This is a genomic window from Brevibacterium yomogidense, from assembly GCF_016107685.1.
In the GTDB taxonomy this organism is placed as follows: Bacteria; Actinomycetota; Actinomycetes; order Actinomycetales; family Brevibacteriaceae; genus Brevibacterium; species Brevibacterium yomogidense.
Window position 1 is genome coordinate 1,015,827 of sequence record NZ_JABASY010000001.1, and the last position, 24,085, is coordinate 1,039,911.

Below are 24,085 nucleotides of genomic sequence, written 5' to 3' on the forward strand. Positions count from 1 at the left end.
CAACGCGCCACTAGCTCAACGGATAGAGCATCTGACTACGGATCAGAAGGTTGGGGGTTCGAATCCCTCGTGGCGCACCACCAGTAGAAGGCCTCTCACCAGCGGAAACGCGGTGAGGGGCCTTTTCGCTTGTACCCGGTAGTGTGTGCGTGACATGTCTTTCGCCGCCCGCCGCCTGCATCCCCACGCTCCTGCGATCGCGTCCGGGACAGCCCTCGTCCTCTACTCCTCGTTCGCGATCCTCATGTGGCGGATCCACTACTCACCGTCCTGGGATCTGGGCATCTTCACCCAGATGCTGTCACAGTACGCACAGGGCAATGCGCCCATCGTGGACATCAAGGGCCCCGGCTTCAATCTGTGGGGCGACCACTTCCATCCGATCCTCATCGTCCTCACGCCGCTGTTCTGGCTGTTCCCGTCAGGACTCACCCTCATGCTCGCGCAGGCGGCGCTGTTCGCGGCCTCCGTGTGGCCGGTCGTGTCCCTGGCGTTCGAGAGGCTCACGGTCCGCGGCGCCTGGCTCCTCACGCTCTCCTACGTCCTGTCCTGGGGGCTGCTGAACGCGGTGCACTCCCAGTTCCACGAGATCGCCTTCGGCGTCCCGATGCTGGCGTTCGGGCTGGTCTTCTGGATGCGGGGACAGCGGCTGTCCGCGATCGTGGCGATCGGCCTGCTCGTCTTCGTGAAGGAGGACCTGGGCCTCACCGTGGCAGCGTTCGGCGCCGTCATCTGGCTGCGCGACAGGACAGAGGTGAAGCTCGCAGTCACCCTCATGGCGTGGGGTGTGGGCTGGATGGTCTACGCCGTCGCCCTGTTCCTCCCGTTGTTCAATCCGGAGGGCGGGTACGACTACACGGAGAACGTCTCCCTCGCCCAGGCGCTCACGGACGGGCTGACGATGAAGGTCGGTACGCTGGGGTTCCTCGCGCTGGCGGCGGGCGCGATCGGTCTGCGCTCGCCCTTCATGCTCCTCATGCTGCCGACTCTGGCATGGCGCTTCGTCGGGAACGTCGAAGGCTACTGGGACACGAGCTTCCACTACTCCGCGGTCCTCATGCCCATCGCCGCTGTGAGCCTCATCGACGGGGCCGGCAAAGCACACCGCACGCTGGCGCCACTGGTCGCCGCTGTCGCCGCGGTGGCGCTGCTGAGTCAGACCAAGGTCGATCTGCTCTGGACGGCGGACGGGTACGCAGTCGACGCCGCGGGAGCGATCGAGGAGGCCTCCCGCTATGACTCGGTCGCGACCGATGTGCGACTGCTCGCCTACCTCGCGCCTGAGGCCCGCACGTTCTGGTACGGGAGCTTGGAGGACGCTGTTCCCGAGGCCGTCGTCCTCCGACCCGACGATGTGGACTCCGCGATCGAGCCGTGGGCGGAGGACCGCTTCGGGGGAGACTGGGACACCGTCTACTCCGACGGGGGCTACGAGGTCGTGGTCCCCGTCGACTGACGGTGAGGACTGAAAGAGGATTGAAAGAGGACTGAAAGAGGGGCCGGCCCGCTCGAAAGCGGACCGGCCCCCTCACATCAGAGAGCCTGACTCAGTTGGTCCGACTCAGTCCGCCTGGCTCGGCGGGCCTCGTCAGACAGCGCGGCGTCGTGCGATGACGAGTGCTGTGGCTCCTGCTGCGACGAGCATCCCACCCACGGCGAGGGCGGTGAGGCCCGTACCCGTGCGGGGCAGCTTGCCGCCGTCGTCACCGCGGTCACCGTCACCGTTGCCGCCGTCGTCCTTGCCATCGTCCGAACCGTTGCCCTGGCCGTCGTCACCGTCGCCGCTGCCGTCATCGGTCGGATCGTCCGTGGGCTGGGTCGACGGGTCATCGGACGGATCGCCTGACGGGTCGTCTGACGGATCGTCCGAGGGATCGCCGGACGGATCATCGGTCGGCTGGTCCGTCGGGTCGTCCGTCGGGTCCGGGGAAGCATCGTCGTCGCTGCGGTCCAGTCCCATGATGAGCGGATCGTGGTCGGACGAGCGGAACGGTCCCTCCGCGTACAGATCCGTCACGTTGCTGTTGAACCGGCTGTACTCCAGCCCGATCGACTCGACGGAGTTGATGTTCCAGATGTCCGCACCGGTCACGTCCTCGACGAGCGCCTCCGACGTGAGGACGTGGTCGAGGCTGCCCACACGACCGCCGAACAGGTACGTCTGCTCGTCCGTGAAGTCCTTGCCGACGTTCACGTATCCGGCAGAGTAGAAGACCTGCATCGGGTCTTCCTCCGTGTAGGAGTTGAAGTCACCCAGGAGCACGACGTCGTCCGTGCCCGCCGCCTCCTTCTGCTCGTCCGCGAAGGCGACGAGGGCCTCGGCCTGCGACACACGGTCCGCGTTCGAGTTGCCCTGGCCGTCACCGCTGTCGACATTGCCCTCGCCGGAGCCGGACCCCTTCGACTTGAAGTGGTTGACGATCGCGACGAACGGTTCGTCGTCCTCACCCGTGGTGAATGCCTGGGCGAGCGGCTCGCGTGCGTTGCCGAAGGCGTCGCTGCCGGTGAGGACCGTTGACCCGCCCACCAGCTGGACATCCGCCGGCTGGTAGATGAACGCCGTGCGGATGACGTCCTCGTCCGCGGGCAGCTCCTCCGGCGACTCCACGAACGCCCACGTGTCGCTGCCCGCCTCCGCATTCAGTGCGTCCACGAGGAGCGAGAGGGCCTCATCGCGGTCCTTGCCGAAGGCCGAAGACCGTTCGATCTCCTCCAGCGACAGCACGCTCGCGTCCAGGCTGTTGATCGCGTCGACGATCTTCGACTGCTGGCGCTCGAAGTTGTCCGCGTCCCACGCACCGCGAGCATCGCAACCGCCGCGCACCGTGGTCGGATTGCCCTCGCGGTCGTCGTAGGACGTGCAGCCCTGCAGCTGGTCGCCGGTGGTCGTGAAGTAGTTCAGCACGTTGAAGCTCGACACCGTGATGTCGCCGCCCACGTCCTGCGGCGCGTCCTCACGGGTGTCCTCGAACGTGGCGGGCTGGACCTCGTCCGAGTTCTCGCCCGTCAGCCACGTCGTGGGCTGCAGGCGCCACATGTCGAAGCCGTACGCCACGACCACGGGATCCGTGAACTCCGCTGCCGCACCCACGCGCAGCGGTTCGTCCGTCGACACATAGGGGACGGGGACGTCGGATGCGCCGGCGGTGTAGTCCGCTGACGCCCCGTCGTCCAGGACGTAGGCACGCGCGGCGTTGTCCGCCTCGAGCGCGATCGCGTCGTCGCCGGGCGCGACGACATCCGTCGACTGGCGCAGCGTCTCCGTGCCGTTCACCAATCCGACCTCGCCGTAGCGGTTCGTGCCGTAATTGTCCGCCACGGTGATGTCGCCGGTGGGGAGCACGAGCATCGATTCGAGCGCCTCACGCGCGTCGTCGCCCTCGGGGAACTCCCCTTCGACCGGGACGGGGGCCTCGAGTGCTTCCTCGAGCGGCACCAGACCGTTCGCGCTCACCGTGATCTGCGTCTGGCCGTAGTACTCGGAGACGGAGCCGGTGACCTGGACGGAATCGCCGGCCGACACCTCGGCGGCGGTCTGCGGCGAGTACACGAAGAGGCCGTCGGACGCGTCGCCGGCCGACTTCGGGGCTCCGCCGGACCCGGCCGTCTGGATCGTGTAGCCGTTCAGCCCGCCCTCGGCCCAGACGGCGGTGACGACACCCTCCGTCGTGACCGTCTGCCCGACCAGCGGGGACTCCGGGCCGGTGCCCTGGATGTCCGCGATCGGGACGACGTCGCCGGGTTCGACCGGAGGCTCTGTGGAATCGTCGCCCGGCAGCGCGTTCGGGGTGGGGGTGTCCTCGATCCACGACCCGTCGACCAGCTGGATCGACTTGCCCGACCCCGCCGTGGCTCCGGTAGGCGTGGCCTCCTCGCCGCGGACCGACTCCGGCAGGTTCGCGGAGTTCGTCGCAGTGACGCCCTTGCCGCCCACGGCCCCGCCGACCTGGTCGAAGTCGATCAGGTCGCCGTCGGCATCGACGACGAAGGCGGAGGATCCATAGGAGCCGTCCGCGGCGGAACCGGCCTTCACCGAATTCGTGATCGGGACGTCGACGGCCAGTGCGCCGGAATCGCCGACGACCGTGCCGACGGGCAGCGTCGTGACGTGCTCGTCCGAACTCGGGCTGCCGCCGCGGGTGACGGTGCCGACGGTCCAGCCGGACACGTCGGTGCCGGGCTCCGCGGCGATCTCGACGAAATCGGTGTCGTCGCCGCCGGCATAGGCGATCTCGGAGATCTCGGGCTGATCGGCGGCCTGCGCAGAGATCGGCAGGAGCGCGGGGCTCATGACGACCGCAGCGGTGACCGCTGTGGCAAGGGCCGCCCTCAGTGGCGGGGGAGTGGAGAGACGCATGCAGTCCTCGTTCTGTCGGGGTCGCGCAGCGTGCTGCACGCCGTGACGGAGAGCTCCGACCCGGAATGGATGCAGAGCAGACGCTCACAGACTACCCAGGACTTCATCAGGAAAGGAGGCTTTGCGCGAAACTGGTGGTGAACAGGGTGAGGAGCACGGGCCGAGAGGGGAGGGTGCGGGGTACACGTAGAGTGGCTGACCGTGAGTGTCACCGAGGAATCGCGTGGTGCGACCGGCCCGCCGCTGTCCGTCTCCGCGGCCGCGTTCGTCAGCAGCTTCGACCGCTTCGCCGTCAGCCCGCTGCTCGTCCTGGTCGCTGTGGACCTGGGCGCTCCTCTCGCACAGACCCTCGCCATCGCGAGCGGCTACTTCCTGGCGTACGGCATCAGTCAGCCGCTGTGGGGTGTGCTGTCCGACCGCTTCGGGAGGGTGCGGCTCATGCGGGCCGCGCTCGTGGCCGCAGCCACCGCCGGTGCCGCTTCCGCGTTCGCGCCCGACCTCACGACGCTGATCATCGCCCGTGCGTGCGCCGGGGCATTCTTCGGGGCGATCGTCCCCACCGCCCTGACCTACGTGGGCGACACCGTCTCCGACACCCACCGGCAGCCGGCGCTCGCCGACCTCATGGCCGCGATCGCCGTCGGGACCGCGCTCGCGACGGCACTCGCCGGGATCGTCGCGGACCTCGCTGACTGGCGCCTCGTCTTCGCCCTCCCCTCCGTCCTCGCGGTGGGCTGCGCATTCGGCCTGCGGGGCCTGCGCGAGCCGCAGCGCGATGGGCGGACCGGCGTCCTCCGCACCGTCGCAGACGCCCTGCGCAGCCGGTGGGTGCTCATCGTCATCGGGCTGGCGTTCGTCGAAGGGGCGGTGGTGCTCGGGATCCTCACGCTGCTCGCTCCGGCACTGCAGTCGCGGGGAGTCGGAGCGGTCGGGGCGGGACTGGCCACCGCCGCCTACGGGATCGGCGTCATCGTGACGAGTCGACTGGTCAGGGGGCTCTCCCGACGCTTCTCCATGCCGGGACTCATGGCGGCAGGCGGTATGGCTGCGGCACTGGGGTACGCGCTCGTCGCGCTGCACGTGTCCCCTGCGACCGTGATCGTGGTGGCGCTGCTGCTGGGGGCCACCTGGTCGTTCCTCCATTCGTCGCTGCAGACGTGGATCACGGCTGTCCTCCCGCACGCCAGGGGGACGGTCGTCTCCCTGTTCGCGGGCTCGCTGTTCGCCGGCAGCGCCGTGGGGGCCACGGTCGGCGGTGCGCTGGGCGACGACGGGCGGTGGACCCTCCTGTTCGGGGTCGCTGCCCTGGCAGCTCTTCTCCTGACCGTCGTCACAGTGTGGGCGCGGCGGACGTACGAGAGCTCCGTCCGGCCTCGGTGAAGTCGCCGGATGCCGCGTCCCAGTTCTTGGCCGAGGTCGCGGTGCCGGTTCGACGACGCCGGCCGATGACTCTGTCCAGCCTCCAGCAGGACCTCCTGATGTGGTGATTCCCGCCGACCCTGCTCGTCGGCCGATACTCGCAGCCACGGGCGGCGGATTCTCCTTCCACACACAGACCTTCACGCACACAGACCTTGACGCCCGCGACACTCGCGTGTCACTGTATTAATCACTTAATACAGTGACACAGAGGGGAGGGCCGGTGCAGTTCGATACATCGACACCGATCTGGGTCCAGCTGGTCGCGGACTTCTCCCGCCGGATGGCGACGGGGGAGTGGGCCGCAGGTGCGCGTGTCCCGGGTGTGCGCGAACTCGCGGTCGATGTGGGGGTCAATCCCAACACGGTGCAGCGGGCCCTGGCTGAGCTCGAGCGAGACGGGCTCTGCCGGTCGGAGCGCACCACGGGCCGCTATGTCACCGACGACGGAGCGCGGCTGGACCGGCTGCGCGTCGACCTCGTGGGCGACGCCGCGGACGACTTCATCCGCCGGGCCCGAGGCCTCGGAATGGACCGCGCGCAGGTGCAGGGACTCCTCGACGAGAGGTGGAACGACCATGACGGAGATGAGTGAGCATGACGATGAACGGCACGACACCAGGCGGAACGGTCAACCTGTCACCCACACCGCTGTCGGCGGTCATGGTGGCGGGACCTCCGCACCAGCGAAGGACGGTGAACGAGATGACCGGTGACACACAGGACCGCACGCTTCTGCGGACTCGCGACCTGCGACTCCGCTACGGGAGCACACAGGCGCTCGACGGGGTCGACCTGGAGCTTGCTCCCGGCCGCATCGTCGGACTGCTGGGGCCCAACGGCTGCGGGAAGACGACACTGCTGAAGATCCTCGCGGGAGTCCTGAGCGGCTACACCGGCACCGCGGAGATCGCAGGCCAGGCGCCCGGCCCGGAATCGAAGGCGCTCGTCTCCTTCCTCCCCGACGCCAGCGCCCTGCCGAACAGCGCGAGCGTCACCTCCTGCATCGCGATGTACAGCGACTTCTTCGCGGACTTCGATCAGGACAAGGCCCGCGAACTCATCGGGTTCTTCGGGCTCGACGAGTCGATGCGCCTGCGGCAGATGTCGAAGGGCATGCGGGAGAAGGTCCAGATCGCGCTCGCCCTGTCCAGGAAGGCGCGTGTCTACCTGCTCGACGAGCCGATCTCCGGGGTCGATCCCGCAGCACGGCAGACGATCCTCAGCGGGATCCTCCGCGGATTCGACGACGACGCACTCATGCTCATCTCCACCCACCTCGTCCACGACCTCGAACCGGCGCTCGACGCCGCCGTCGTCATGGACCGGGGACGGGTGGTGCTCACGGGCTCAGCAGACGACCTCCGCGACGAGCACGCGGCGGGTCTCGACCAGATCTTCAGGGGGATGTTCCGATGATGACGACACTTCTCACCCACGAATGGAAGCGCGCCGCCAAGCCGCTCCTCACCGCCACCGTGATCGCGGTGCTCATGACCGCCGCCGGTTCAACGGCCGCTGCGAGCGGGTGGCCGATCGTGTCCCTGCTGGGCGCGATCCTCGCCATCGCGGTCACCGTCCTGTACGTGCCGGGGATCCAGGTGCTGCTCGCGGTGGACTACTGGCTGTCCAGCTACTCGAGGACGGGGTACTTCACACAGACTCTGCCCGTGAGGGGCGGGACGATCTTCAGCGCGAAGCTGCTGTTCGGCTTCGCGGTCACGGTGGCCGGGCTGCTCGTCACCCTGGTCCTCGGGGCGCTCGCGTGGATGGGCCAGGCGATCATGGTCGGGGAGAACGCCAACCCGTTCCGCGCCGCCGGCAACTTCTGGGCGCAGATCGTCGACGTCGCGTCTCCCGGGATCATCGCCGTCGGGCTGGGCCTGCTGCTGCTCTCCTACGCCGCGTGGCTCGTCCAGATGTACTTCTCCGTGTCGATCGGCAGCGAATCCCGCTTCAACCGCATGGGGCTGGGCGGCCCGATCCTCGTCTTCATCTGCCTCTACGTGGCGATGCAGATCCTCCTCGCCGTCAGCATCCTCACGGTGCCGCTGGGGATCGGACCCGTCGCGGACGGCCTGGGCTTCGTGCGGATCGACCTGCTGGGTGAGGTGCTCGCCGATCCGACGTCCAGCGGAGGCGATCTCCTGCCCCTGGGCTTCATCCCGCCGCTCGTCCTCGTCACCGTGCTCTGCCTCTGGCGGACGGCCCGGTCGTGGAACCGGCACGTGTCGCTCGTCTGAGGCGAGAGCCGAAGAGCGCGCCTGCCCTCACCCGCCCTGCTTGAACTCCACTTCGACGAACGAGCACTCCTCATCGGAATCGTTGACGACGTTGTGGGTGCTGCCGACGGGGCGGCTGTAGGAGGCACCGGGCACCAGTACGTTGTCGGAGTCGCCGTCGGGTGTGCGGACCCGCAGGGTGCCGGTGCTGGTGGGGACGACGACGTAGGGCAGCTCGTGGGTGTGCAGGCCGGTCTGCGTGCCGGGCGGGAACCGCCATTCCGTCACCCGTGTGAGGTCGTCGTCGATCTGAATGGTCGCGATCGCGGTGGTCTGGGTCTCATCCATACCGCGACGGTACCAAGGTGGCGCGCCTGCGACAGGGTTCCTTTCGAGTAACCCTGTCGCCGCACCTAGACTGACCGCGACTCGGTGGGCCCGGTTCCGACCGACCCACTGCCCCGCAGCAGAGGAGCCGCCCCATGGACCACCCCCGCACCGACCCGGCCCCGGACCGCACGTCTGCCGGCCCCACCTCCACGTCCACGACCCCGGCTCACCCGCATGCAGCGTGCACACCGGCAGACGAGGCCCGCGCACCTCGGGCCGCGTCCGGCACCTCGCGAGGCCGGTCGGCACAGGATCGGTCGGCACAGGATCGGTCGGTGCTGGGTCGTTCGGCGGCGGCCGGGGCGGCTGCGGTCCTCGTCGCGACGAGCCTCGCCGCGTGCAGCACGGAGGAGGCCGAGGTCGTGCCCCGCACGGAGGCGGGCGACACGGTGACGCTTGCCGCGGACGATCCCACCGCCGTGACGGTCGCCGCCTCCGGTGCCGCCTACGAATCCGCCGACATCGTGGTGGTGGGCCCGGAGGACGCCGCCGAGGCGGTCGCCGGGATGGCGCGCGAGACCGGCGTCCCCGGTCTGCTGGGGGAGTCCGACGCGCTTGCGGACGAGCTCGACCGGCTGGGCGCGGACACTGTCCTCGTCCCCGCGGGGACGCAGGCGGAGGCCGGCGACCGCGACACGGTCGAGTTCGACCCCGCGGACCTGTCCGTCGACGGTGATGTCCCCGATGTCGCGGACCCCCACGCCGAGGCCGCGGTCACTCTCCTCCTGGACCCTGCGGACGGTGACAGCGCGGCCGTGGAGGTGGCCCGGGCCTCGGTCGAGGCGGTGTCCGGCACCGCCGTCGAGGTGCCGGGGGCGGACCCCCGCGCCAACTCGGACACGGTGGCAGCGGCGAAGGGGGCGGACGGTGACAGCGTCGTGGCGATCGGTGAGGCGTTCGGCGATCCGGACGTGCTCGACGAGCGGCTCGTCACCGCGCGGACGACACCGGAGCTGCCGGGCGGCGGGCAGATCGCGTTCCCCGGCCGCCGCATGATCGCCGCCTACGGATCGCCGGGCATCCCGTCGCTGGGGATCCTGGGCGAGCAGGACCTCGACGCGACCGTGGACCGGGTCAAGACGCTGGCGGCGGAGTACGACGACCACACGGACGTCCCCGCCATCCCGGCGATGGAGATCATCACGACGGTCGCCTCGAGCCAGCCCGGCGCGGACGGCGACTACTCGTCGGAGATCGACGTGGAGACCCTGCGGCCGTGGATCGAGCGTGCCGCAGAGGAAGGGATCTACGTGGTCCTCGACCTGCAGCCGGGCACCACCCACTTCCTCGAGCAGGCGAAGCTGTACGAGGACCTGCTGAAGGAACCGCACGTGGGGCTCGCGCTCGACCCCGAATGGCGGCTGGAGGACGGGCAGAAGCACCTCGCGCAGATCGGCTCCGTGAGCGCCGAGGAGGTCAACGAGGTCTCCTCCTGGCTCGCGGACCTCACGGCGGAGAACGACCTGCCGCAGAAGGTGTTCGTCCTCCACCAGTTCTCACCGTCGATGCTCCCCGACCGCGAAGACGTCGACGCATCCCGTGACGAGCTGGCGGTGCTGTTCCACGCGGACGGCCACGGCACCCCCGACCTCAAGATGGGCACGTGGAACCGCCTCAAGGAGGACCTGCCCGCGGGAGCGCGCATGGCATGGAAGAACTTCTACGACGAGGACACGCCCACCTTCACACCGGAGCAGACCATGGACGTCGAACCCGCCCCCTGGTTCGTGTCCTACCAGTGAGTGCCGACTCCGACTGCTGCACTCCGACCGGCGGGTCGTTCCTGATTGCTGCAGGGTGGTCGTGCCCGGCTACTGCAGGCGGGTCGTCCCCTCGTGGTCGCCGCCGGTGTTGAGCTGCTTCGCGTAGCAGTCGTCGGGCCCCAGTCCGTTCGTCGCGCACCAGCTCAGTGCCTGTTCGGGGTTCGAATACCCGATGCCCGCGATCGTGATCCAGAAGTCGCCTTCCTTGAAGCTGCCGAAATCACCGGACCAGAGCAGCCGCACCCGCGGGTACTCGTCCCGCAGCGCCTGGTGATCGGCGAGGATGTCCTCATCCGTCCACGTCTCGCCATCGATCTCCATGCCGGTTCTCTTCGAACTGATCTGGGGGACCCACTTCCCCTCGAGGTCGGCGACGACCTCCTCCTTGTCCGTCTCCGCGACCTGGGTGAGCGCTTCGGAGGGGTCGTCGGGAAGCTCGTCCGCGCCCTCCGTGGAATCCGGACCGGCCGAGGTCCCGTGGTCGCCCGATGGGTCGTCGGACGCGTCCGAGGCGGAGGAGTCCGACGACTCCGCTGAGGGGGCCTCGCTGGGCTGTGCGACGACGGTGCCCTCGTCCGACGACAGGAAGTGTGTGAGTCCCCAGCCCACGCCCACCCCCACGACGAGCACGACAAAGGCGACGAGTGCGAAGAGCCCCGCCCGTGAGCGCTTGGGAGGCGGGGGCGCGGGCGGCAGGTACGGCTGGGGGGACTGCTGCGGGGGCTGCTGCGGAGGAGCCGGGTGTGGGGACTGCGGCTGCTGCGGGGGAGGCTGGTGTGGGGGCTGTTGCGGTTGCTGGACGGGTGTGGTGGGCCAGTGACCCTGCTGTCCGTTCTGCCCGTCCCAGCTCCACGGGCCGCCCCCTGACGGGGGATACGAATCGCTCATCTCTGAGTCCCTTCCGTCCGGGTCCCTCTGTGACCGAGGAAGTCCGCATGTGGAGTCTTTCGGCCATACTATAAGGCCAGTGAGTTTGATTACCGATTGTTGACGACCCGTTGCTGATAGGGACTCGTCATGACGCGTGTGCGATGAAGGACTGCGATGACCCCCACTTCCGACGAACCGAACCGGAACGCTGATCGGACGGAGGGGACAGAGCCCGTCCCGCCGCGCCCCGACAGCGCACCGCCCGCACCGCCCGTGCCGAGCACCGAGCCTGATAGTCAGCCTCTCGTCTCCGAGGAGCAGCCTCTAGTCTCCGAGAAGGAGCCTCCGGTGGACGGCAACCAGCCCGCTGAAGCCTCCAGCGGCCAGCCGCTCGCGTACGGCAACCAGCCTCCGGCGTACGGCAGCCAGCAGTACACCAGTCAGACATACGGCAGCCAGCCACACGGACCCGCCGGCAGCAATCCGCATCCCGTCGCCGGTTACCCGCAGGCCGGCAGGCCGTCCGCCCAGGGACCGTTCGGAGCGCTCGCGCAGGCCGTGACGTGGCGAACGGCGCTCGTCCCCGCAGGGATCGCGCTCCTCGCCGGCATCGTCGTGTCGATCATCCTCGCCGCACTGCTCACCTCCCTGGGCGACCTGTCGTCCCTGTCGGAGGACTTCGGCATGAGCGGCGGGTCAATCGGATATGCACTGCCGTTCGTGCTCCTCTCACTCGCGCTGGGCGGATCCGGTGTGGTCCGCATGAACGCGAGCTACGAAGGCGCCGTGGGTCTCGACGGCGAGGTCCACATTGTCGGCGCTCCTCTCCTCATCAGCATCGTCACACTGGGACTGCTGTGGTGGCTCACGAAGCGCAGCGAGGCCCGTGCACCGTCGCACCGCAGGGCCGCCACCTGGCTGCGGATCGGCATCACGACGCTCTCGTTCACCCTCGTGCTCTTCCTCCTCCAGCTGATCTTCGCCGCCCGGATGTCGATCTCCGAATTCGGAGGAACCGCAGCACTGGAGTTCTCCGCCGTCACCGCGCGGTCGTTCTTCCTGCCCCTCCTCATCATCCTCGTCACGACCGTGTGGGGACGGGTCGCCGGACACTTCAAGGGCACGGAGGCGATCGGCGCACCGTTCCTGCGCTGGACCGTCCCCGCAGGGCATGACGCGCTCGTCCACGCGGCCCTCGTCATCGTGGTGTTCTCCGTCATCGCTCTTGTCGCTCTGCCGCTCGCCGGGGACGTCCCCTGGAAGGTCATCCCCCTCCTCTTCGTCAACGCGGGCGTCATCCTCACCTCGATCGTCCACCTGGGCGGCATCTCCGCATCCGCGATGGGAGCGCTGGCGTCGTACACCGACAGCGCCTCCGCGGATCTGACGCTCTTCAGCACGGAGACTCCGGGCTACCTGTGGTTGGGTCTCCTCGTCGTCGTGGTCGCAGTGCTCCTGTCGACGCTGGTGTCGACAGTGACCCGCCGTCCGCACTGGACGGTCCTGAGGGAGGACCGGCAGCAGTGGGCGAGCATGTGGCGCACCCCGCTCGCGTTCCTCATCCTCTGGGGTGTCATCTCGATGCTCGTCATCCCGGTCCGTCTGTCGGTGAAGGGGTCCGGCGAACTGCTGGACGAGTTCACGGGGACCGGGGCCCTGGGCGTCGGCATCGGTGCGCTTCCCTGGTCGTTCCTGCTCTTCGCCGTGTGGGGAGGGGTCGTCGAAGTGCTCTCCCGCACCCTTGGACCCCGCCTCGTCATGAGCCTCCCCGGGCTGGCGAAGCTTCTGGCAGGCAGGGCCATCCACCCGTACTGGGGGCAGGCCCTGGGGATGGCCGAACCCCGCGGAGCGCTCATCCATCCGGATGTCGCCGCGGAGATGGCGACGCAGGCTCACGGCGATACCACCGCGCAGGGGCTCACGCCCCCCGGTGCGCCGGCCGTCGCCGGTGGGCCCCCGCCACCACCTGCGTACGGGAGTGGACCGCTGCCACCTGCGTACGGAAGCGTCCCGCCTCCTCCACCGGGCAGTGCCCCACCGGGGAGTGTGCCCCCGGCAGGGGCGTACGGCAGCGCGCCCCCACCACCGACTGCGCCGGGCAGTGTGCCCCCGGCGGGGACATACGGCAGCGCGCCCGCACCGGCAGTCTTCGGCAGTGCGCCTCCGCCGCCCGCACACCCGCACGCAGGACCCGGAGGCCCCGCCTGGCAGTCGCCACAGGGTGCGGCAACCGCGGCATACGGCTCTCCCGCAGCGTTCGGTGCCCAGACCGCCACCGCTCCGCCCGTGCAGCCGTTCGACAAGAAGAAGGCGACGATCGTCGGAGTCGTCGCAGGTGCGCTCGCGGTGGTGCTGGTCGGCGGACTGATCGTCGTCTCCCAGCTCAACGGTCGCATGTTCGGGCCGGAAGCCGTGGCACACAAGTACTTCTCCGCTCTGTCGGACGGAGACGCGGAAGCCGCACTGCGACTGGCGGACGTCGACGTGCCGGCGGAGTCACGCACGCTCCTGACGAACGAGGTGCTGGGCGCCGCTGCAGCACTGCCCCAGGACGTGGTGGTCGAGGATTCACAGGTCCACGACGGCACCGCCACCGTGGACGTGAGCTTCGACGTGGGCGGGAGCAAGAACTCCGTGACCCTGTCGATGCGCAAGGCAGGGAAGAAGGCGCTCTTCTTCGACGACTGGGCGCTCCAGTCACCCGACCTGGCTCACCTGGTCGTCGGTGCGCCCGGTCTCGACACCGTCAAGGTCAACGGATCCGATATCCCCACTGGTCCCGCCGGTGTGGATCTTCCTGCCTTCCCGGCGCTCTACACAGTCGGGCTGGCGGAGGAGTCGGAGTTCGTCGAGGCCGCAGAGGTCACCTCGCGCGTCTTCTTCACCGGTGCGGAGACCGACGAGTCGATGGTCCTGGACGCGCAGCCGACGGACGCCTTCCGCAGCGAAGTCGAATCGCAGGTCAAGACCCTCATCGACACCTGTGCCACCAAGACCGACGTGGAGCCGGACGGCTGCCCGTTCGCGTCGTCGAGCACGTCATACAGGGACGACGTGCGCGACATCGTCTGGTCCATCGAGGAGTACCCGACCGTCACCGTGACGACCGGCGACTACTACGACGAGGGTGACAGCCCGTCCGCGTGGTACGTGACGACCGACTCCTGGGGCGAGGCCCTGGTCACCGGCACCTACCTCGACTGGTTCGATGACAGGGAGACCTTCGACGAAACGGTGACGTTCTGGATCGAGGGCACCGTGGAGATCATCGACGGGAAGGTCGTCGTGAACGTCGATCCGGCCGACTCGGGCTACTGAAGCGCCGCTGACCGCGGGAGTATCCGGACGACAGACAGGGGCCTCGTCCGACACTGCAGGAGTGTCGGACGAGGCCCCTGTCGGCTGGATGGGGTTTCGACTGCGCGGGCCCAGCCGGCCAGGGGCCGGTGCTGGCGGCCCTCAGCCGGACGGGGCCCTGCGCGGACGGGGCCCTGCTCTTGCGGCCCCGCGCTATCAGCCCCGAGTGATCCGGTCAGCGACTTCCTGGAAGTCGCGGCTCAGCTTGCCGAACCGGTGCAGTGTCATCGACACCGCCTGCTCGTGCACGTAGTGGCGCAGCTCGACCTCACCGGAGCCCGTGACCGGGCCCTCGAGGATCGCGACCTCCGGACGGTCCTGGGTCGTGCGACGCAGGGCGTCCTCGACCTCGCCGACCACCCGGACGCGGGCACCGACGGTGTCGTCGATCTGACCGGCGGCCACGCGGGCGGCGAACGTGTCCGCGTCCTCGACGACGGCCTCGGCGGCGGACGGTGTCGCCTCCGCGGCGACGGGCACCACGCTCCATGACACCGGTGCCCCGGCCGTCTCCGCGGCGTGGGCGAGGCGCTCGAGAACCTGCGGGGAGACCGCCTCCGTCACCCGGATCGTCACGGGGCGGGGGAGGACGCGCAGGATGTTCGCCTCCGACACCAGACCCGTCGGATCCTGAGGCCGCATTGCCTCCCAGGCGCGGCGGTCCGATTCCTTCGACGCCGCCAGCCACGTGTCCGGGTCGGTGGCGCCGGCATCATTCCACGTGCCGAACTGCATGAGGTAGCGGGGGCCGCCCGCCTTCGAACCCAGCCCGACGCTGGACTTCTTCCACCCGCCGAACGACTGGCGCTGGACGATGGCGCCGGTGATCCCACGGTTCACGTACACGTTGCCGGCCTCGACGCGTTCGAGCCACGTGTCCACCTCCGCCGCATCGAGCGAGTGGATGCCGCCGGTGAGGCCGAAATCGACGGCGTTCTGCATCTCGATCGCCTCCTCGAGCGAATCCGCGCGCATGATGCCGAGCACCGGACCGAACACCTCCGTGAGGTGGAAATGCGAACCCGGGGCCACACCCGTCTTGATGCCGGGCGACCACAGGCGACCGGTGTCGTCCAGGCGCGTGGGCTCCAGCAGCCACTCCTCACCCGGTTCGAGGGTCGTGAGCGCACGCAGCAGCTTGTCCTCCGGGTCGACCGTGAGCGGACCCATCGACGCGGCGTGGCTGTGGGTGTGCTGCGCGCCGTCCGGGCCCACCGTCGGCCATCCGACGATGAGGGAGGCCGCGGCGTCCACCAGCTGGTCCTGGAACCGCTTCGAGTCCGCTGTGGATCCCACGAGGATCGCGAGCGACGCTGCGGAGCACTTCTGCCCCGCATGACCGAACGCGGACTTCACGAGATCCGCGACCGCAAGATCCCGGTCCGCGGACGGGGTGATGACGAGGGCGTTCTTGCCCGAGGTCTCCGCGGCGATCTGCAGGTCCGCACGGAACGACCGGAACAGGGACGCGGTCTCCGACGAGCCGGTGAGGATCACCCGGTCGACGTGCGGGTGGGACACGAGCGCGCGCCCCACCTCGCGCTCATCCGTCTTCACGAGCTGCACGACGTCCTCCGGCACACCGGCCTGGTGGAGGCACTCGATGATGAGGGCGGAGCAGCGCGGCGTCGGGGACGACGGCTTGTGGATCGCGGACGCACCCGCGGCCAGAGCCGCCACCGTCGACCCCGTGGGGATCGCGACCGGGAAGTTCCACGGCGGGGTGATGAGCACGACGGAATCCGGGCTGAACTCCGCGCCCTCCACGTGCTCCAGATCCTGGGCGCGCAGCGCGTAGTAGCGGAGGAAGTCGATGGCCTCCGACACCTCCGGGTCGGCCTGATCGGGTGTCTTGCCGACCTCGTCGGCCATGACGGAGAGGAATTCACCGCGCCGTGCCCCCATGATGTCCGCGGCGCGCAGGAGGGTGCGGCCGCGGTGCTCCGCTCCTGCATCCCGCCACCCGGCAGAGGCTGCACGCGCACGGCTGACCACCGTATCGACGGCGTCGGAATCGGTGAGGCGCTCCGCCTGGAGCGCGGGCCCGCTGTCGCCGTCGCGGTGCGCCTCCCACCAGCGGCGGTTGGCGACGAGCGCCGGGTCCGTGTCCGGCTCGTTGCGGAACGCCGACGGCAGGGCCGGCAACTCGGTGGGGGAGGCCTCGACCGCAGCGGACTCCGCGGTGCGGTCCTGCGTGCGGCGAGGCAGGGGCGGTGTGTCGTCGTGGGCCTCGACCGTCTCGCAGAGGATGTCCACGGCAGTGCGGAACCGGTCCTCCTCACGGCGGAAGACGTCGTTCCCGTTGCGCAGCTCCGTGATGCCGGACATGAAGTTCTCCGGCGACGAATTCTCGTCGAGGCGGCGGACCAGGTACGACACCGCCGCATCGAAGTGCGCGGGGTGGACCGCGGGGACGTAGAGGCGGATATCGCCCACGTCCTCGCCGATCGCGGCTGCCTGCGCGCGGGCCATGCCCTGCAGCATCTCGAACTCGACGGAGTCCTCGACGCCGCGTGCGCGGGCGAGCTCATGGGCGAACGCGATGTCGAAGACGTTGTGGCTGGCCACACCCATGCGCAGGCCGCTGAGGTGCTCCGCGCGGAACACCCAGTCGAGGACCCGCTTGTAGTTCGCGTCCGTGTCCTCCTTCGACGGGCACACCGTGACGGGCCAGCCGGCGAGCTCCGCGTGCACCTCCTCCATCGGGAGGTTCGCGCCCTTCACGAGGCGGATCTTGATGTCGGCGCCGCCACGGGCCACCCGGTCCGCAGCGTAGGCGGAGAGGCGCTGGACGGCGTGCAGCGCGTCCGGCAGGTACGCCTGGATGACGATGCCGGCCTCGTAGTTCAGGAGCTCCGGTTCGCTCAGCAGGCGGGTGAAGACCTCGATCGTGAGCTCGAGGTCCTGGTACTCCTCCATGTCGAGGTTGACGAACGCGGTGCCCGCGGGCTGGGCGGCGGCGAACTGCAGGAGCGGGCGGAGCCGCTCGCACACCATCTGCGTCGACTCCTCGAACGCCCACAGATCGATCTGCGAGGCGATCGACGACACCTTGACGGACACGTAGTCCACGTCGGGGCGTGCCAGGAGGCGGCGGACCTCCTCCGTGTGGTTCTCCGCCTCGGTCTCACCCAGCACCGCCTCGCCCAGCAAGTTCACGTTGAGCTTCGAGCCGTCCGCGCGCAGCGCTTCGACAGCGCGACCGAACGGGCCGGGGCGGGCGTCGACGATCATGTGGCCGAGCATCTGCCGCATCCGTGCACGTGCCGCGGGCACGACGACCTGCGGCACGATCGGCGCGAGCGCCGCACCGGCACGGATCTGTGCCCTGTCGAGGGCGGGCAGCGACGGCGGGGTGTCCTTCACGATGCTCGCGAGAGCGGTTCCCGCTGCGTGCGGGTCCTCCGTCCGGATGACCCGATCGACGAAGCCCACCGTGAAGTCGACACCGCCCTCGTCGCCGAGCACGGCTGCCAGCCTGTCGGCGGAGGGGTCCTTGATCTGGAGCCCGGATGCGACGCGCAGCCAGCGGCGGGACGTGTCCACCGCCTTCTCCGCAGCCTCCCGCAGCTCTGCGATACGGGCGGCTGGGGTGCTGGTGGACGGGGTGAGGTCGTCCGGGGTGGGTGACTGTGGTGTGGCGGGTGCGGGATTGCGGGTCTGCATGCTGGTCTCCTCCGCTGCGTCGTCGTCAGCTGTCCGAACCGGAACGGATGGTGGGTGGCCGTTCCGCGTCTGACACCAGTGTGGCGGCACGGGGGAATGAGCGGGAGGGGGCGAAGTCGAGGGACCGAAAAATGAGTCATAATCATGGGTGGGGGTGGTTCTCGATGGTGATGGGTGTAACGCGGGGCGGCTCAGGTGTGGACCCGCGCGGTCGGTCGGCACCGCGGGGACGGCCTCGCATCCAGGAGGCCGCCGACGACGCGGTGGCCGGGTTGCTGGCCGCTGCGGGTGCCGGTGTGGACGGCCCGGCGTGGTCGACGCGTGCGCTCGCGGAGCGCACCGGTCTGAGCCAGACGATCGTCTCCCGCTCCGTACGGCGACTGGCGGACGGCGGCGGGAGTGTCGCAGGTTCCGATACGGCGGAGTCCGGCCGCCTGGTCCTCGTGCACGTCGACGTCGACGGCTCCACGTGCAGGACGGTGTTCGAGGGCGCGCCCGAGGCGGTGGTTTCCTCCGGCCCGCGGGTGCACCTGCGCAGGCGGGCCGCCTTCTTCGCCGCGATCCGGGTGCTGGGGGTGTCGGCCCCCACCAGCCTCGGTGAGGACCTGGCCGCCGCGGCCGAGGTCCCCACCGGCGTGCTGGCCGCGCTCGCCGCCGCAGTGGCCGAGGAGGGGTCCGGCCGCTGGGTGTCGTGGTCCGCTCTGCCGACCGCCGCGTCCCGCTGGACCGACCGCACCGCGGACACCGGTTCTGACTCATTGAAGAGTCTCACGGCCTGGTTGCCGCGCGCCGGAGTGTCCGCCACGGAGATGCTCGCCGTCCGCCTCCGCGACGCGATCATCGCCTCGGACCTGCGCCCGGGGGACCCGCTCACGGTCGTGTACTGCGCGCGTCTGCTGGACATCCCCCGTTCCGTCGCCGCCGACGTGCTGCGGAGGATGGTCGACGACGAACTCCTGGACGGCAGCCGCGGCGACGTGCGCATCCCCCTGGCGTCCGCCGACGACGTCATCGAGTTGTATGCCGCTCGGATGCTCCTGGGGGATGTGCTCCTGCGCGCCGCTGCGGCGCGACCGCGGCGGTACCTCCTCCAAGCACGGCGCGTCCTGGACGCGATCGCGGAAGGCGCCGCGGCAGGCGTCAACGTGGGGGATGCGGACCTGCGGTTCCAGCAGGAGGTGGCCCGGGCCTCGGGCCTGGAGCAGACCGTGCGACTCTTCGAATCGTCGACGGCGCGGGTGCGCATGCTCATCGCAGTGCTGCGCATGGACTACGCGCGGACGGCGCGCAGCATCCTCGCCGACGACCGGCAGATCCTCACCGCCCTGGTGGCCGGCGACGCGGCCCGCGCCGTGCGGGCATGGCACCGGAAGACCGACGAGGCGGTGCGCCACATGCACGGCCGCGCGCGGCACGCCGCGTTCGACGTCGCACTGTGGCGGAGGCTCACGGCACTGTGACCGAGGAGCCCGTTTAGGATGTGATGCGGAATACACGTCCGCGTGCGTTCACCCTCCCGGTGAACGGTCCCGAGCAAGGAAGCTGGTCCCGATGCCCGAATCTCCCGCCATCCTGTGGCGCCCCGATCCCGCCGCAGTCGAAGCCTCGCAGATGCGCGAATTCCAGCGGCTCATGGGTGAACGACACGATGCGCCCCAAGGGGACTACGCGGAGTTCTGGAGATGGACCATCGACCGCCTGGACGACTTCTGGGAGGAGATCATCGCGTTCGCCGGCGTCGTGTGGGAGCGCGGCGACGGCCCCGTGAGGGACGGCGAGACGATGCCGGACGTCCGCTGGTTCCCCGGCGCGCGCATCAACTACGCGGAGAACATCCTGCGCTGGTCGGAGGAGCGCGGGGGAGAGTCGGCGATCATCGGCCGGCACGAGGACGACCGTCGGGAAGTCCTCACCTGGGATGCGCTGAGAGGACAGGTGGGAGCGCTCGCTGCCCGCCTGCGCGACTGGGGAGTGGGCCCGGGCGACACCGTGTGCGCGGTCCTGCCGAACGTGCCGCAGACCGCGGTCGCACTGCTGGCGGCTGCGACGGTCGGCGCCGTGTGGTCGGTGGTGAACACGGACTTCGGCCCCCAGGGTGTCGCAGACCGGTTCGCGCAGATCGAACCGACGGTCCTCTTCACCGCCGACTCCGTCCAGTTCAACGGGAAGACCATCGACCTCGTCGACAGTGTGCCGACGCTCCTAGAAGTGCTGCCGACGGTGACGCACCACGTCCTGGTCGACCAGACTGCTGTGGGCGACAAGACCGCCGCGGGTGCGCACGAAGCTGCGGGCGGGACTGTGTCCGCAGCGGGGCGGGACGTCCCGTCGGTGCTGTTCTCCGACATCGTCGCGGCGCCGCAGGAGCCCGAGTTCGAACCGGTCGAGTTCTCCCATCCCCTGTGGGTCCTCTATTCGTCCGGCACGACCGGGAAGCCCAAGGGCATCGTCCACGGCCACGGCGGTGTGGTCGTCGAGGCGAACCGCGCGAACATCCTGCAGTACGACGCGCGGCCGGGCGACGTGCAGTACTCCGCAGTGGCCACGACGTGGGTGGTGTGGAACCTCATCATCAATGCGCTGATGCGCGGAGTCACGATCGTCACCTACGACGGCGCTCCGTTCGCGGGTGGTCCCCACCGGCAGTTCGAGCTGCTCGCCTCGGAGAAGGCCACGCACTTCGGGACCGGAGCAGCCGTGCTGTCGACCGCGCAGCGGCTGGGTTATTCGCCCAGGGCCGACTACGACCTCTCCCACCTCCGCTCGATCCTGTCGACCGGGTCGCCGCTGCCCGACCCCACGTGGGACTGGGTTTACGAGCATGTGAGCGAGACCGTGAAGTTGGGATCCGACTCCGGTGGCACGGACATCGCGAGTGGGTTCATCGGGTCCAATCCGACGGCGCCCGTCGTGCGGGGCCGCCTGCAGGGCCCGTACCTGGGTGTGGCCGCTGATTCGTGGAACAGCCGCGGCGAACCGGTGACGGGGGAGCTGGGTGAGTTCGTCGTGACCGCCCCCATGCCCTCGATGCCGGTGGCGTTCTGGAACGACCCGGACGGCTCGCGCTACCGGGAGGCGTACTTCGACGTGTTCCCGGGCGTGTGGCGCCACGGCGACTGGGTGACCCGGCACACGGATGAGAGCTACGTGATCCACGGGCGCTCCGATTCGACGATCAACCGTGGTGGGATCCGCATGGGGTCGGCTGACATCACCCAGATCGTCGACCGGGTCGACGGGGTGGCCGCGTCGATGGTGATCGGTGCGGAGCTGCCCGGCGGTGACTACTACATGCCGCTGTTCGTCGTCCCGAACTCGGGTACCGAGGTCGACGAGGCGCTGCGGGAGAGGATCACCGCTGCGATCCGGGCCGAGCTGTCGCCCCGGTATGTGCCGGATGAGATCCTCGGGGCGCCGGGTGTGCCCACGACCCGTACGGGCAAGCTGCTGGAGATCCCGGTGAAGCGGCTCCTCCAGGGTGCTGATCGGTCGACGGTCAACCGGGACACGGCGGCGGACGTGGGGATCCTCGACTGGTACATCGATTTCGCGGCCGCGAAGGAGACGGATCCGGCCTGACCGGAGTGGGGCTGACCACACCGACCCCGACCACACAGATCGCTGATTAAAAGACAAGGACCCTTCCCAGTGTGGTGAGTGCTGGGTAGCGTCGCGGTGACAGAGAGACCCCGCGGAAGAGGAGAGTTCCATGTCTGACACGTCCCTCGTCATCACTCGCACGATCGACGCCCCCGCTGATGCGATCTTCGACGTCCTGTCGAACCCTGAGCGTCACCATGAACTCGACGGGTCCGGCACCGTGGTCTCCGATGATCGGACCGACCGCATCCAGGGCACCGGCGAGGTGTTCCGGATGAACATGCATGCCGAGGACATGGGTGGTGACTACAAGACGGACAACCATGTCGTCGGGTACGACGAGAACAAGCTCCTCGCGTGGAAGACCGCCCCGGCCGGCACCGAGCCGCCCGGGTGGCAGTGGGTGTGGGAGCTGCACTCGACGGACTCATCGACGACGGAGGTCACGCTCACATACGACTGGAGTGCGATGGATCCGGCGAAGGCGCAGGAGGTCGGGATGCCCAAGGTCTCCGAGAGCGAGCTCGAGGAGTCGATCGGCAAGCTCGCAGCCGCTGCCGCCACGCAGTGATCGGGAGGCCCTGAGGTCGACTGATCACCACTGCGGCGCCTGCCCGGAGGGGCGGGCGCCGCAGTGCTGTCATGGCTGGACGCTCAGTGGTGCGTGTGTCGCCGGGTGAGGGTCAATGCTCCCGCCCCCATCGCGATGAGTGTGATCGCAAGCCCGACCACCAGCCGCGAATCCGCTCCCGTCCGCGGGAGTGACACCGGTGCCGTCTCCTCCTGCGGCTCTGACGGTTTCTGCGTGGATGGCGACGTGGTCTCCTGCGGCTGCGCGTCCTGGGGTGGCTGGGTCTCCTCGGGCGATCGGGGCGCATCCGCGGTCCGTGTGGGCACCGGGAAGGCCGTCAGGTCAGGGGCCGGCAGCGGCGAAGGGTCGGTCGATTCGTGTCCCTCGTCTGGAGCTTCGGACGTGTCCGGTTGTTCGGGCGAGCCGGTCGGCCGAGGGAGAGTGGTGGGCCGGGGCATGGGCACCTCGACCCGGGGCCCGTCGTCCTCCTCGGTCGGCGACTCGGACGGCTCGGGCGAGGCAGACGGCTCACGTGTCTCCGAGGGCGCGGGCGACTCGGAGGGTTCGGGCGGCTCGGACGGCTCAGGCGACTCCGATGGAGCCGGAGTTTCCTCGTCCGCTTCGGGTTCCGGGCCCCGGTCATAGGTCGCCTGCCCGGTCACCGTGGTTCGCTCGCCCGCTGTGACGACGGCCTGGACCCGATCGGAACCGATGCCTCGGGGTCGGTGCAGGACGACCGATGTCGCCGGCAGATCCGAGGCGGCCGCCTCGACGGTGATGCGGTCCTCGGCGAGGTCGGTGAGTCGCACCACCGTCGGTTCGTCGCCGGTGACGATCCCGTCGTCACCGGGGCGCGCACCCGTCGCGCTGAGCCGCACCCGGTGCCCCGACATCTGGTGGCCGGAGGCGCTGGTGAGGGAGATGACCGCTTCGAGAGGGAACCCCCGCAGCAGAGGATGCCCGGAATGCGCGTCGGACTGCACGTCGGGGTCCGCTTCCCCGCCGGGGCCGGCAGCCACCTCGGGTTCGGCGGCCACCGCTGGCTCACCTGCCACATCCGTACCTGCCCCGTGCGCACCTGAGGCGGCTTCGGCCGGCTCCACAGCTTCGGCCGGTTCCACAGGAAAGCCGTACTGCCCGTCGTAGGCCCGCAGCATCATCGGGCGGATCTCCACAGACAGCGTGTACGGGCCGGCGAACTGGGAGGCGTCCTCCTCGATCGTCGCGATCTCCGCTGCGGCATCCGCGAAGTCCTCACCCAGATCCGCCGGATGCCCCGGTTCGATCACGTGGCGGTGGGGAATGCTGTCATCCAACCGGACCAGCGCGGACAGCGCTGCCTGGACCGGTGCGGGGCCCGACTGCGCTTGCGTGCTGAGCGCCCACGCCGTCGAGGGCGCATCGATCGGCTCCCCGTCTCCCGCGTCGGAGAAGTATCGCGGGTGAGGTGTCTTCAGCCCGGCGTCCACGCAGTACGCGTGCTCGTCCTCGAAGGTCCGGTATGCGCCGTACCACGTGCGGCCTTCCGCGGTCGTGTACCACTGACCGGGACCTAGGACGCTGTCGACCGACCGGCCGAGGAACCAGGAGCCCTCCTGCGAGGATCCGAGATCCGGTGCGGTGCCCGGTCTGCCCTCGAGGCGAGGGCCGGGACCGATGGGGTCTGAGGGGTGGGTCTCCGACGTGTCCGCCTGACCCAGCGACACGGCTGTGTCCGGGGAGGCCGCGGCGGACGCGGGCAGGGGAGAGGAGGCGAGGAGCGCTGTGAGGAGGATCGCCCCGGCAGTCTGCGCTGCGAGGAGGGGCCGACCGTGGATGTGTGGAGTCATGAGGACATTCGACGGGAGCCCGCAGTGGAGGACCACCCCTC

The 24,085-nt window shown here is 69.5% G+C and carries 15 protein-coding genes and 1 tRNA gene; 11 read left to right on the forward strand and 5 right to left on the reverse strand.

Features of this window, described 5'->3' with window-relative positions:
- Nucleotides 1-4: 4 nt before the first annotated feature.
- Together JFC09_RS04185 and JFC09_RS04190 are read left to right on the forward strand one after the other, a co-directional pair.
- Nucleotides 5-80 (forward strand) — tRNA-Arg (locus JFC09_RS04185).
- 74 nt (nt 81-154) lie between these two features.
- Nucleotides 155-1,456, forward strand: coding sequence for a DUF2079 domain-containing protein (locus JFC09_RS04190; protein WP_232483042.1), 1,302 nt, complete (start codon nt 155-157; stop codon nt 1,454-1,456).
- A 132-nt stretch (nt 1,457-1,588) separates the two neighbouring features.
- Here the strand turns inward: JFC09_RS04190 and JFC09_RS04195 are convergent, their stop codons facing one another.
- Nucleotides 1,589-4,357 carry an ExeM/NucH family extracellular endonuclease gene (locus JFC09_RS04195; RefSeq protein WP_198392681.1) on the reverse strand — a complete coding sequence of 923 codons (2,769 nt, stop codon included), beginning with the start codon at nt 4,355-4,357 and terminating at the stop codon, nt 1,589-1,591.
- Between the two features lie 201 nt (nt 4,358-4,558).
- Here JFC09_RS04195 and JFC09_RS04200 point away from each other — a divergent pair, with 201 nt between their 5' ends.
- From JFC09_RS04200 to JFC09_RS04215, 4 genes are all read left to right on the forward strand, one after another.
- A complete protein-coding gene (locus tag JFC09_RS04200; RefSeq protein ID WP_198392682.1) occupies nt 4,559-5,737 on the forward strand; it encodes an MFS transporter in 1,179 nt (392 codons plus the stop codon).
- A gap of 262 nt (nt 5,738-5,999) precedes the next feature.
- The gene (locus tag JFC09_RS04205; protein WP_198392683.1) at nt 6,000-6,371 is read left to right on the forward strand and encodes a GntR family transcriptional regulator; all 372 of its coding nucleotides are present in this window, start codon (nt 6,000-6,002) and stop codon (nt 6,369-6,371) included.
- A 2-nt stretch (nt 6,372-6,373) separates the two neighbouring features.
- Complete coding sequence (locus tag JFC09_RS04210; protein ID WP_232483043.1) at nt 6,374-7,195, forward strand: ABC transporter ATP-binding protein; 822 nt, start codon at nt 6,374-6,376, stop codon at nt 7,193-7,195.
- Nucleotides 7,192-8,019 (forward strand): hypothetical protein, encoded by an 828-nt coding sequence (locus tag JFC09_RS04215; protein ID WP_198392684.1) that lies wholly within the window; start codon nt 7,192-7,194, stop codon nt 8,017-8,019. Before JFC09_RS04210 ends, JFC09_RS04215 begins: the two co-directional genes overlap by 4 nt.
- A 27-nt stretch (nt 8,020-8,046) precedes the next feature.
- On the opposite strand, the gene JFC09_RS04220 is transcribed toward JFC09_RS04215, so the two are convergent.
- Nucleotides 8,047-8,346 carry a cupin domain-containing protein gene (locus JFC09_RS04220; protein ID WP_198392685.1) on the reverse strand — a complete coding sequence of 100 codons (300 nt, stop codon included), beginning with the start codon at nt 8,344-8,346 and terminating at the stop codon, nt 8,047-8,049.
- A 134-nt stretch (nt 8,347-8,480) separates the two neighbouring features.
- Between JFC09_RS04220 and JFC09_RS04225 the strand changes: the two genes are divergently transcribed.
- Entirely contained in the window at nt 8,481-10,130 is a 1,650-nt protein-coding gene (locus JFC09_RS04225; protein ID WP_232483044.1) for a hypothetical protein, read from the forward strand.
- 69 nt (nt 10,131-10,199) lie between these two features.
- Here the strand turns inward: JFC09_RS04225 and JFC09_RS04230 are convergent, their stop codons facing one another.
- Entirely contained in the window at nt 10,200-11,039 is an 840-nt protein-coding gene (locus tag JFC09_RS04230) for a hypothetical protein (protein ID WP_198392686.1), read from the reverse strand.
- A gap of 330 nt (nt 11,040-11,369) precedes the next feature.
- Here JFC09_RS04230 and JFC09_RS04235 point away from each other — a divergent pair, with 330 nt between their 5' ends.
- Complete coding sequence (locus tag JFC09_RS04235; RefSeq protein WP_232483045.1) at nt 11,370-14,339, forward strand: zinc ribbon domain-containing protein; 2,970 nt, start codon at nt 11,370-11,372, stop codon at nt 14,337-14,339.
- Nucleotides 14,340-14,534: 195 nt separating this feature from the next.
- Here the strand turns inward: JFC09_RS04235 and JFC09_RS04240 are convergent, their stop codons facing one another.
- Entirely contained in the window at nt 14,535-18,044 is a 3,510-nt protein-coding gene (locus JFC09_RS04240) for a bifunctional proline dehydrogenase/L-glutamate gamma-semialdehyde dehydrogenase (RefSeq protein WP_198392687.1), read from the reverse strand.
- Nucleotides 18,045-18,208: 164 nt separating this feature from the next.
- On the opposite strand from JFC09_RS04240, the gene JFC09_RS04245 reads away from it, so the two are divergent.
- The 3 genes from JFC09_RS04245 to JFC09_RS04255 all read left to right on the forward strand — a co-directional run bounded on the left by JFC09_RS04245 (nt 18,209) and on the right by JFC09_RS04255 (nt 22,215).
- Nucleotides 18,209-19,504: an FCD domain-containing protein gene (locus JFC09_RS04245; protein ID WP_198392688.1), complete on the forward strand. Its 1,296-nt coding sequence runs from the start codon at nt 18,209-18,211 to the stop codon at nt 19,502-19,504.
- 91 nt (nt 19,505-19,595) lie between these two features.
- Entirely contained in the window at nt 19,596-21,623 is a 2,028-nt protein-coding gene (locus JFC09_RS04250; RefSeq protein ID WP_198392689.1) for an acetoacetate--CoA ligase, read from the forward strand.
- A gap of 130 nt (nt 21,624-21,753) precedes the next feature.
- Nucleotides 21,754-22,215 carry an SRPBCC family protein gene (locus JFC09_RS04255; protein ID WP_198392690.1) on the forward strand — a complete coding sequence of 154 codons (462 nt, stop codon included), beginning with the start codon at nt 21,754-21,756 and terminating at the stop codon, nt 22,213-22,215.
- An 83-nt stretch (nt 22,216-22,298) separates the two neighbouring features.
- Here the strand turns inward: JFC09_RS04255 and JFC09_RS04260 are convergent, their stop codons facing one another.
- Nucleotides 22,299-24,044: a hypothetical protein gene (locus JFC09_RS04260; RefSeq protein ID WP_198392691.1), complete on the reverse strand. Its 1,746-nt coding sequence runs from the start codon at nt 24,042-24,044 to the stop codon at nt 22,299-22,301.
- Nucleotides 24,045-24,085: the final 41 nt, after the last annotated feature.

What these genes read in the sequence shown, in the direction of transcription:
- JFC09_RS04220 (WP_198392685.1), bottom strand. Translation starts at nt 8,346, where the DNA reads ATGGATGAGACCCAGACCACCGCGATCGCGACCATTCAGATCGACGAC.
- JFC09_RS04260 (WP_198392691.1), bottom strand. Translation starts at nt 24,044, where the DNA reads ATGACTCCACACATCCACGGTCGGCCCCTCCTCGCAGCGCAGACTGCC.
- JFC09_RS04210 (WP_232483043.1), top strand. Translation starts at nt 6,374, where the DNA reads ATGACGATGAACGGCACGACACCAGGCGGAACGGTCAACCTGTCACCC.
- JFC09_RS04240 (WP_198392687.1), bottom strand. Translation starts at nt 18,044, where the DNA reads ATGCAGACCCGCAATCCCGCACCCGCCACACCACAGTCACCCACCCCG.
- JFC09_RS04245 (WP_198392688.1), top strand. Translation starts at nt 18,209, where the DNA reads ATGGTGATGGGTGTAACGCGGGGCGGCTCAGGTGTGGACCCGCGCGGT.
- JFC09_RS04250 (WP_198392689.1), top strand. Translation starts at nt 19,596, where the DNA reads ATGCCCGAATCTCCCGCCATCCTGTGGCGCCCCGATCCCGCCGCAGTC.
- JFC09_RS04195 (WP_198392681.1), bottom strand. Translation starts at nt 4,357, where the DNA reads ATGCGTCTCTCCACTCCCCCGCCACTGAGGGCGGCCCTTGCCACAGCG.
- JFC09_RS04255 (WP_198392690.1), top strand. Translation starts at nt 21,754, where the DNA reads ATGTCTGACACGTCCCTCGTCATCACTCGCACGATCGACGCCCCCGCT.
- JFC09_RS04225 (WP_232483044.1), top strand. Translation starts at nt 8,481, where the DNA reads ATGGACCACCCCCGCACCGACCCGGCCCCGGACCGCACGTCTGCCGGC.
- JFC09_RS04215 (WP_198392684.1), top strand. Translation starts at nt 7,192, where the DNA reads ATGATGACGACACTTCTCACCCACGAATGGAAGCGCGCCGCCAAGCCG.
- JFC09_RS04190 (WP_232483042.1), top strand. Translation starts at nt 155, where the DNA reads ATGTCTTTCGCCGCCCGCCGCCTGCATCCCCACGCTCCTGCGATCGCG.
- JFC09_RS04230 (WP_198392686.1), bottom strand. Translation starts at nt 11,039, where the DNA reads ATGAGCGATTCGTATCCCCCGTCAGGGGGCGGCCCGTGGAGCTGGGAC.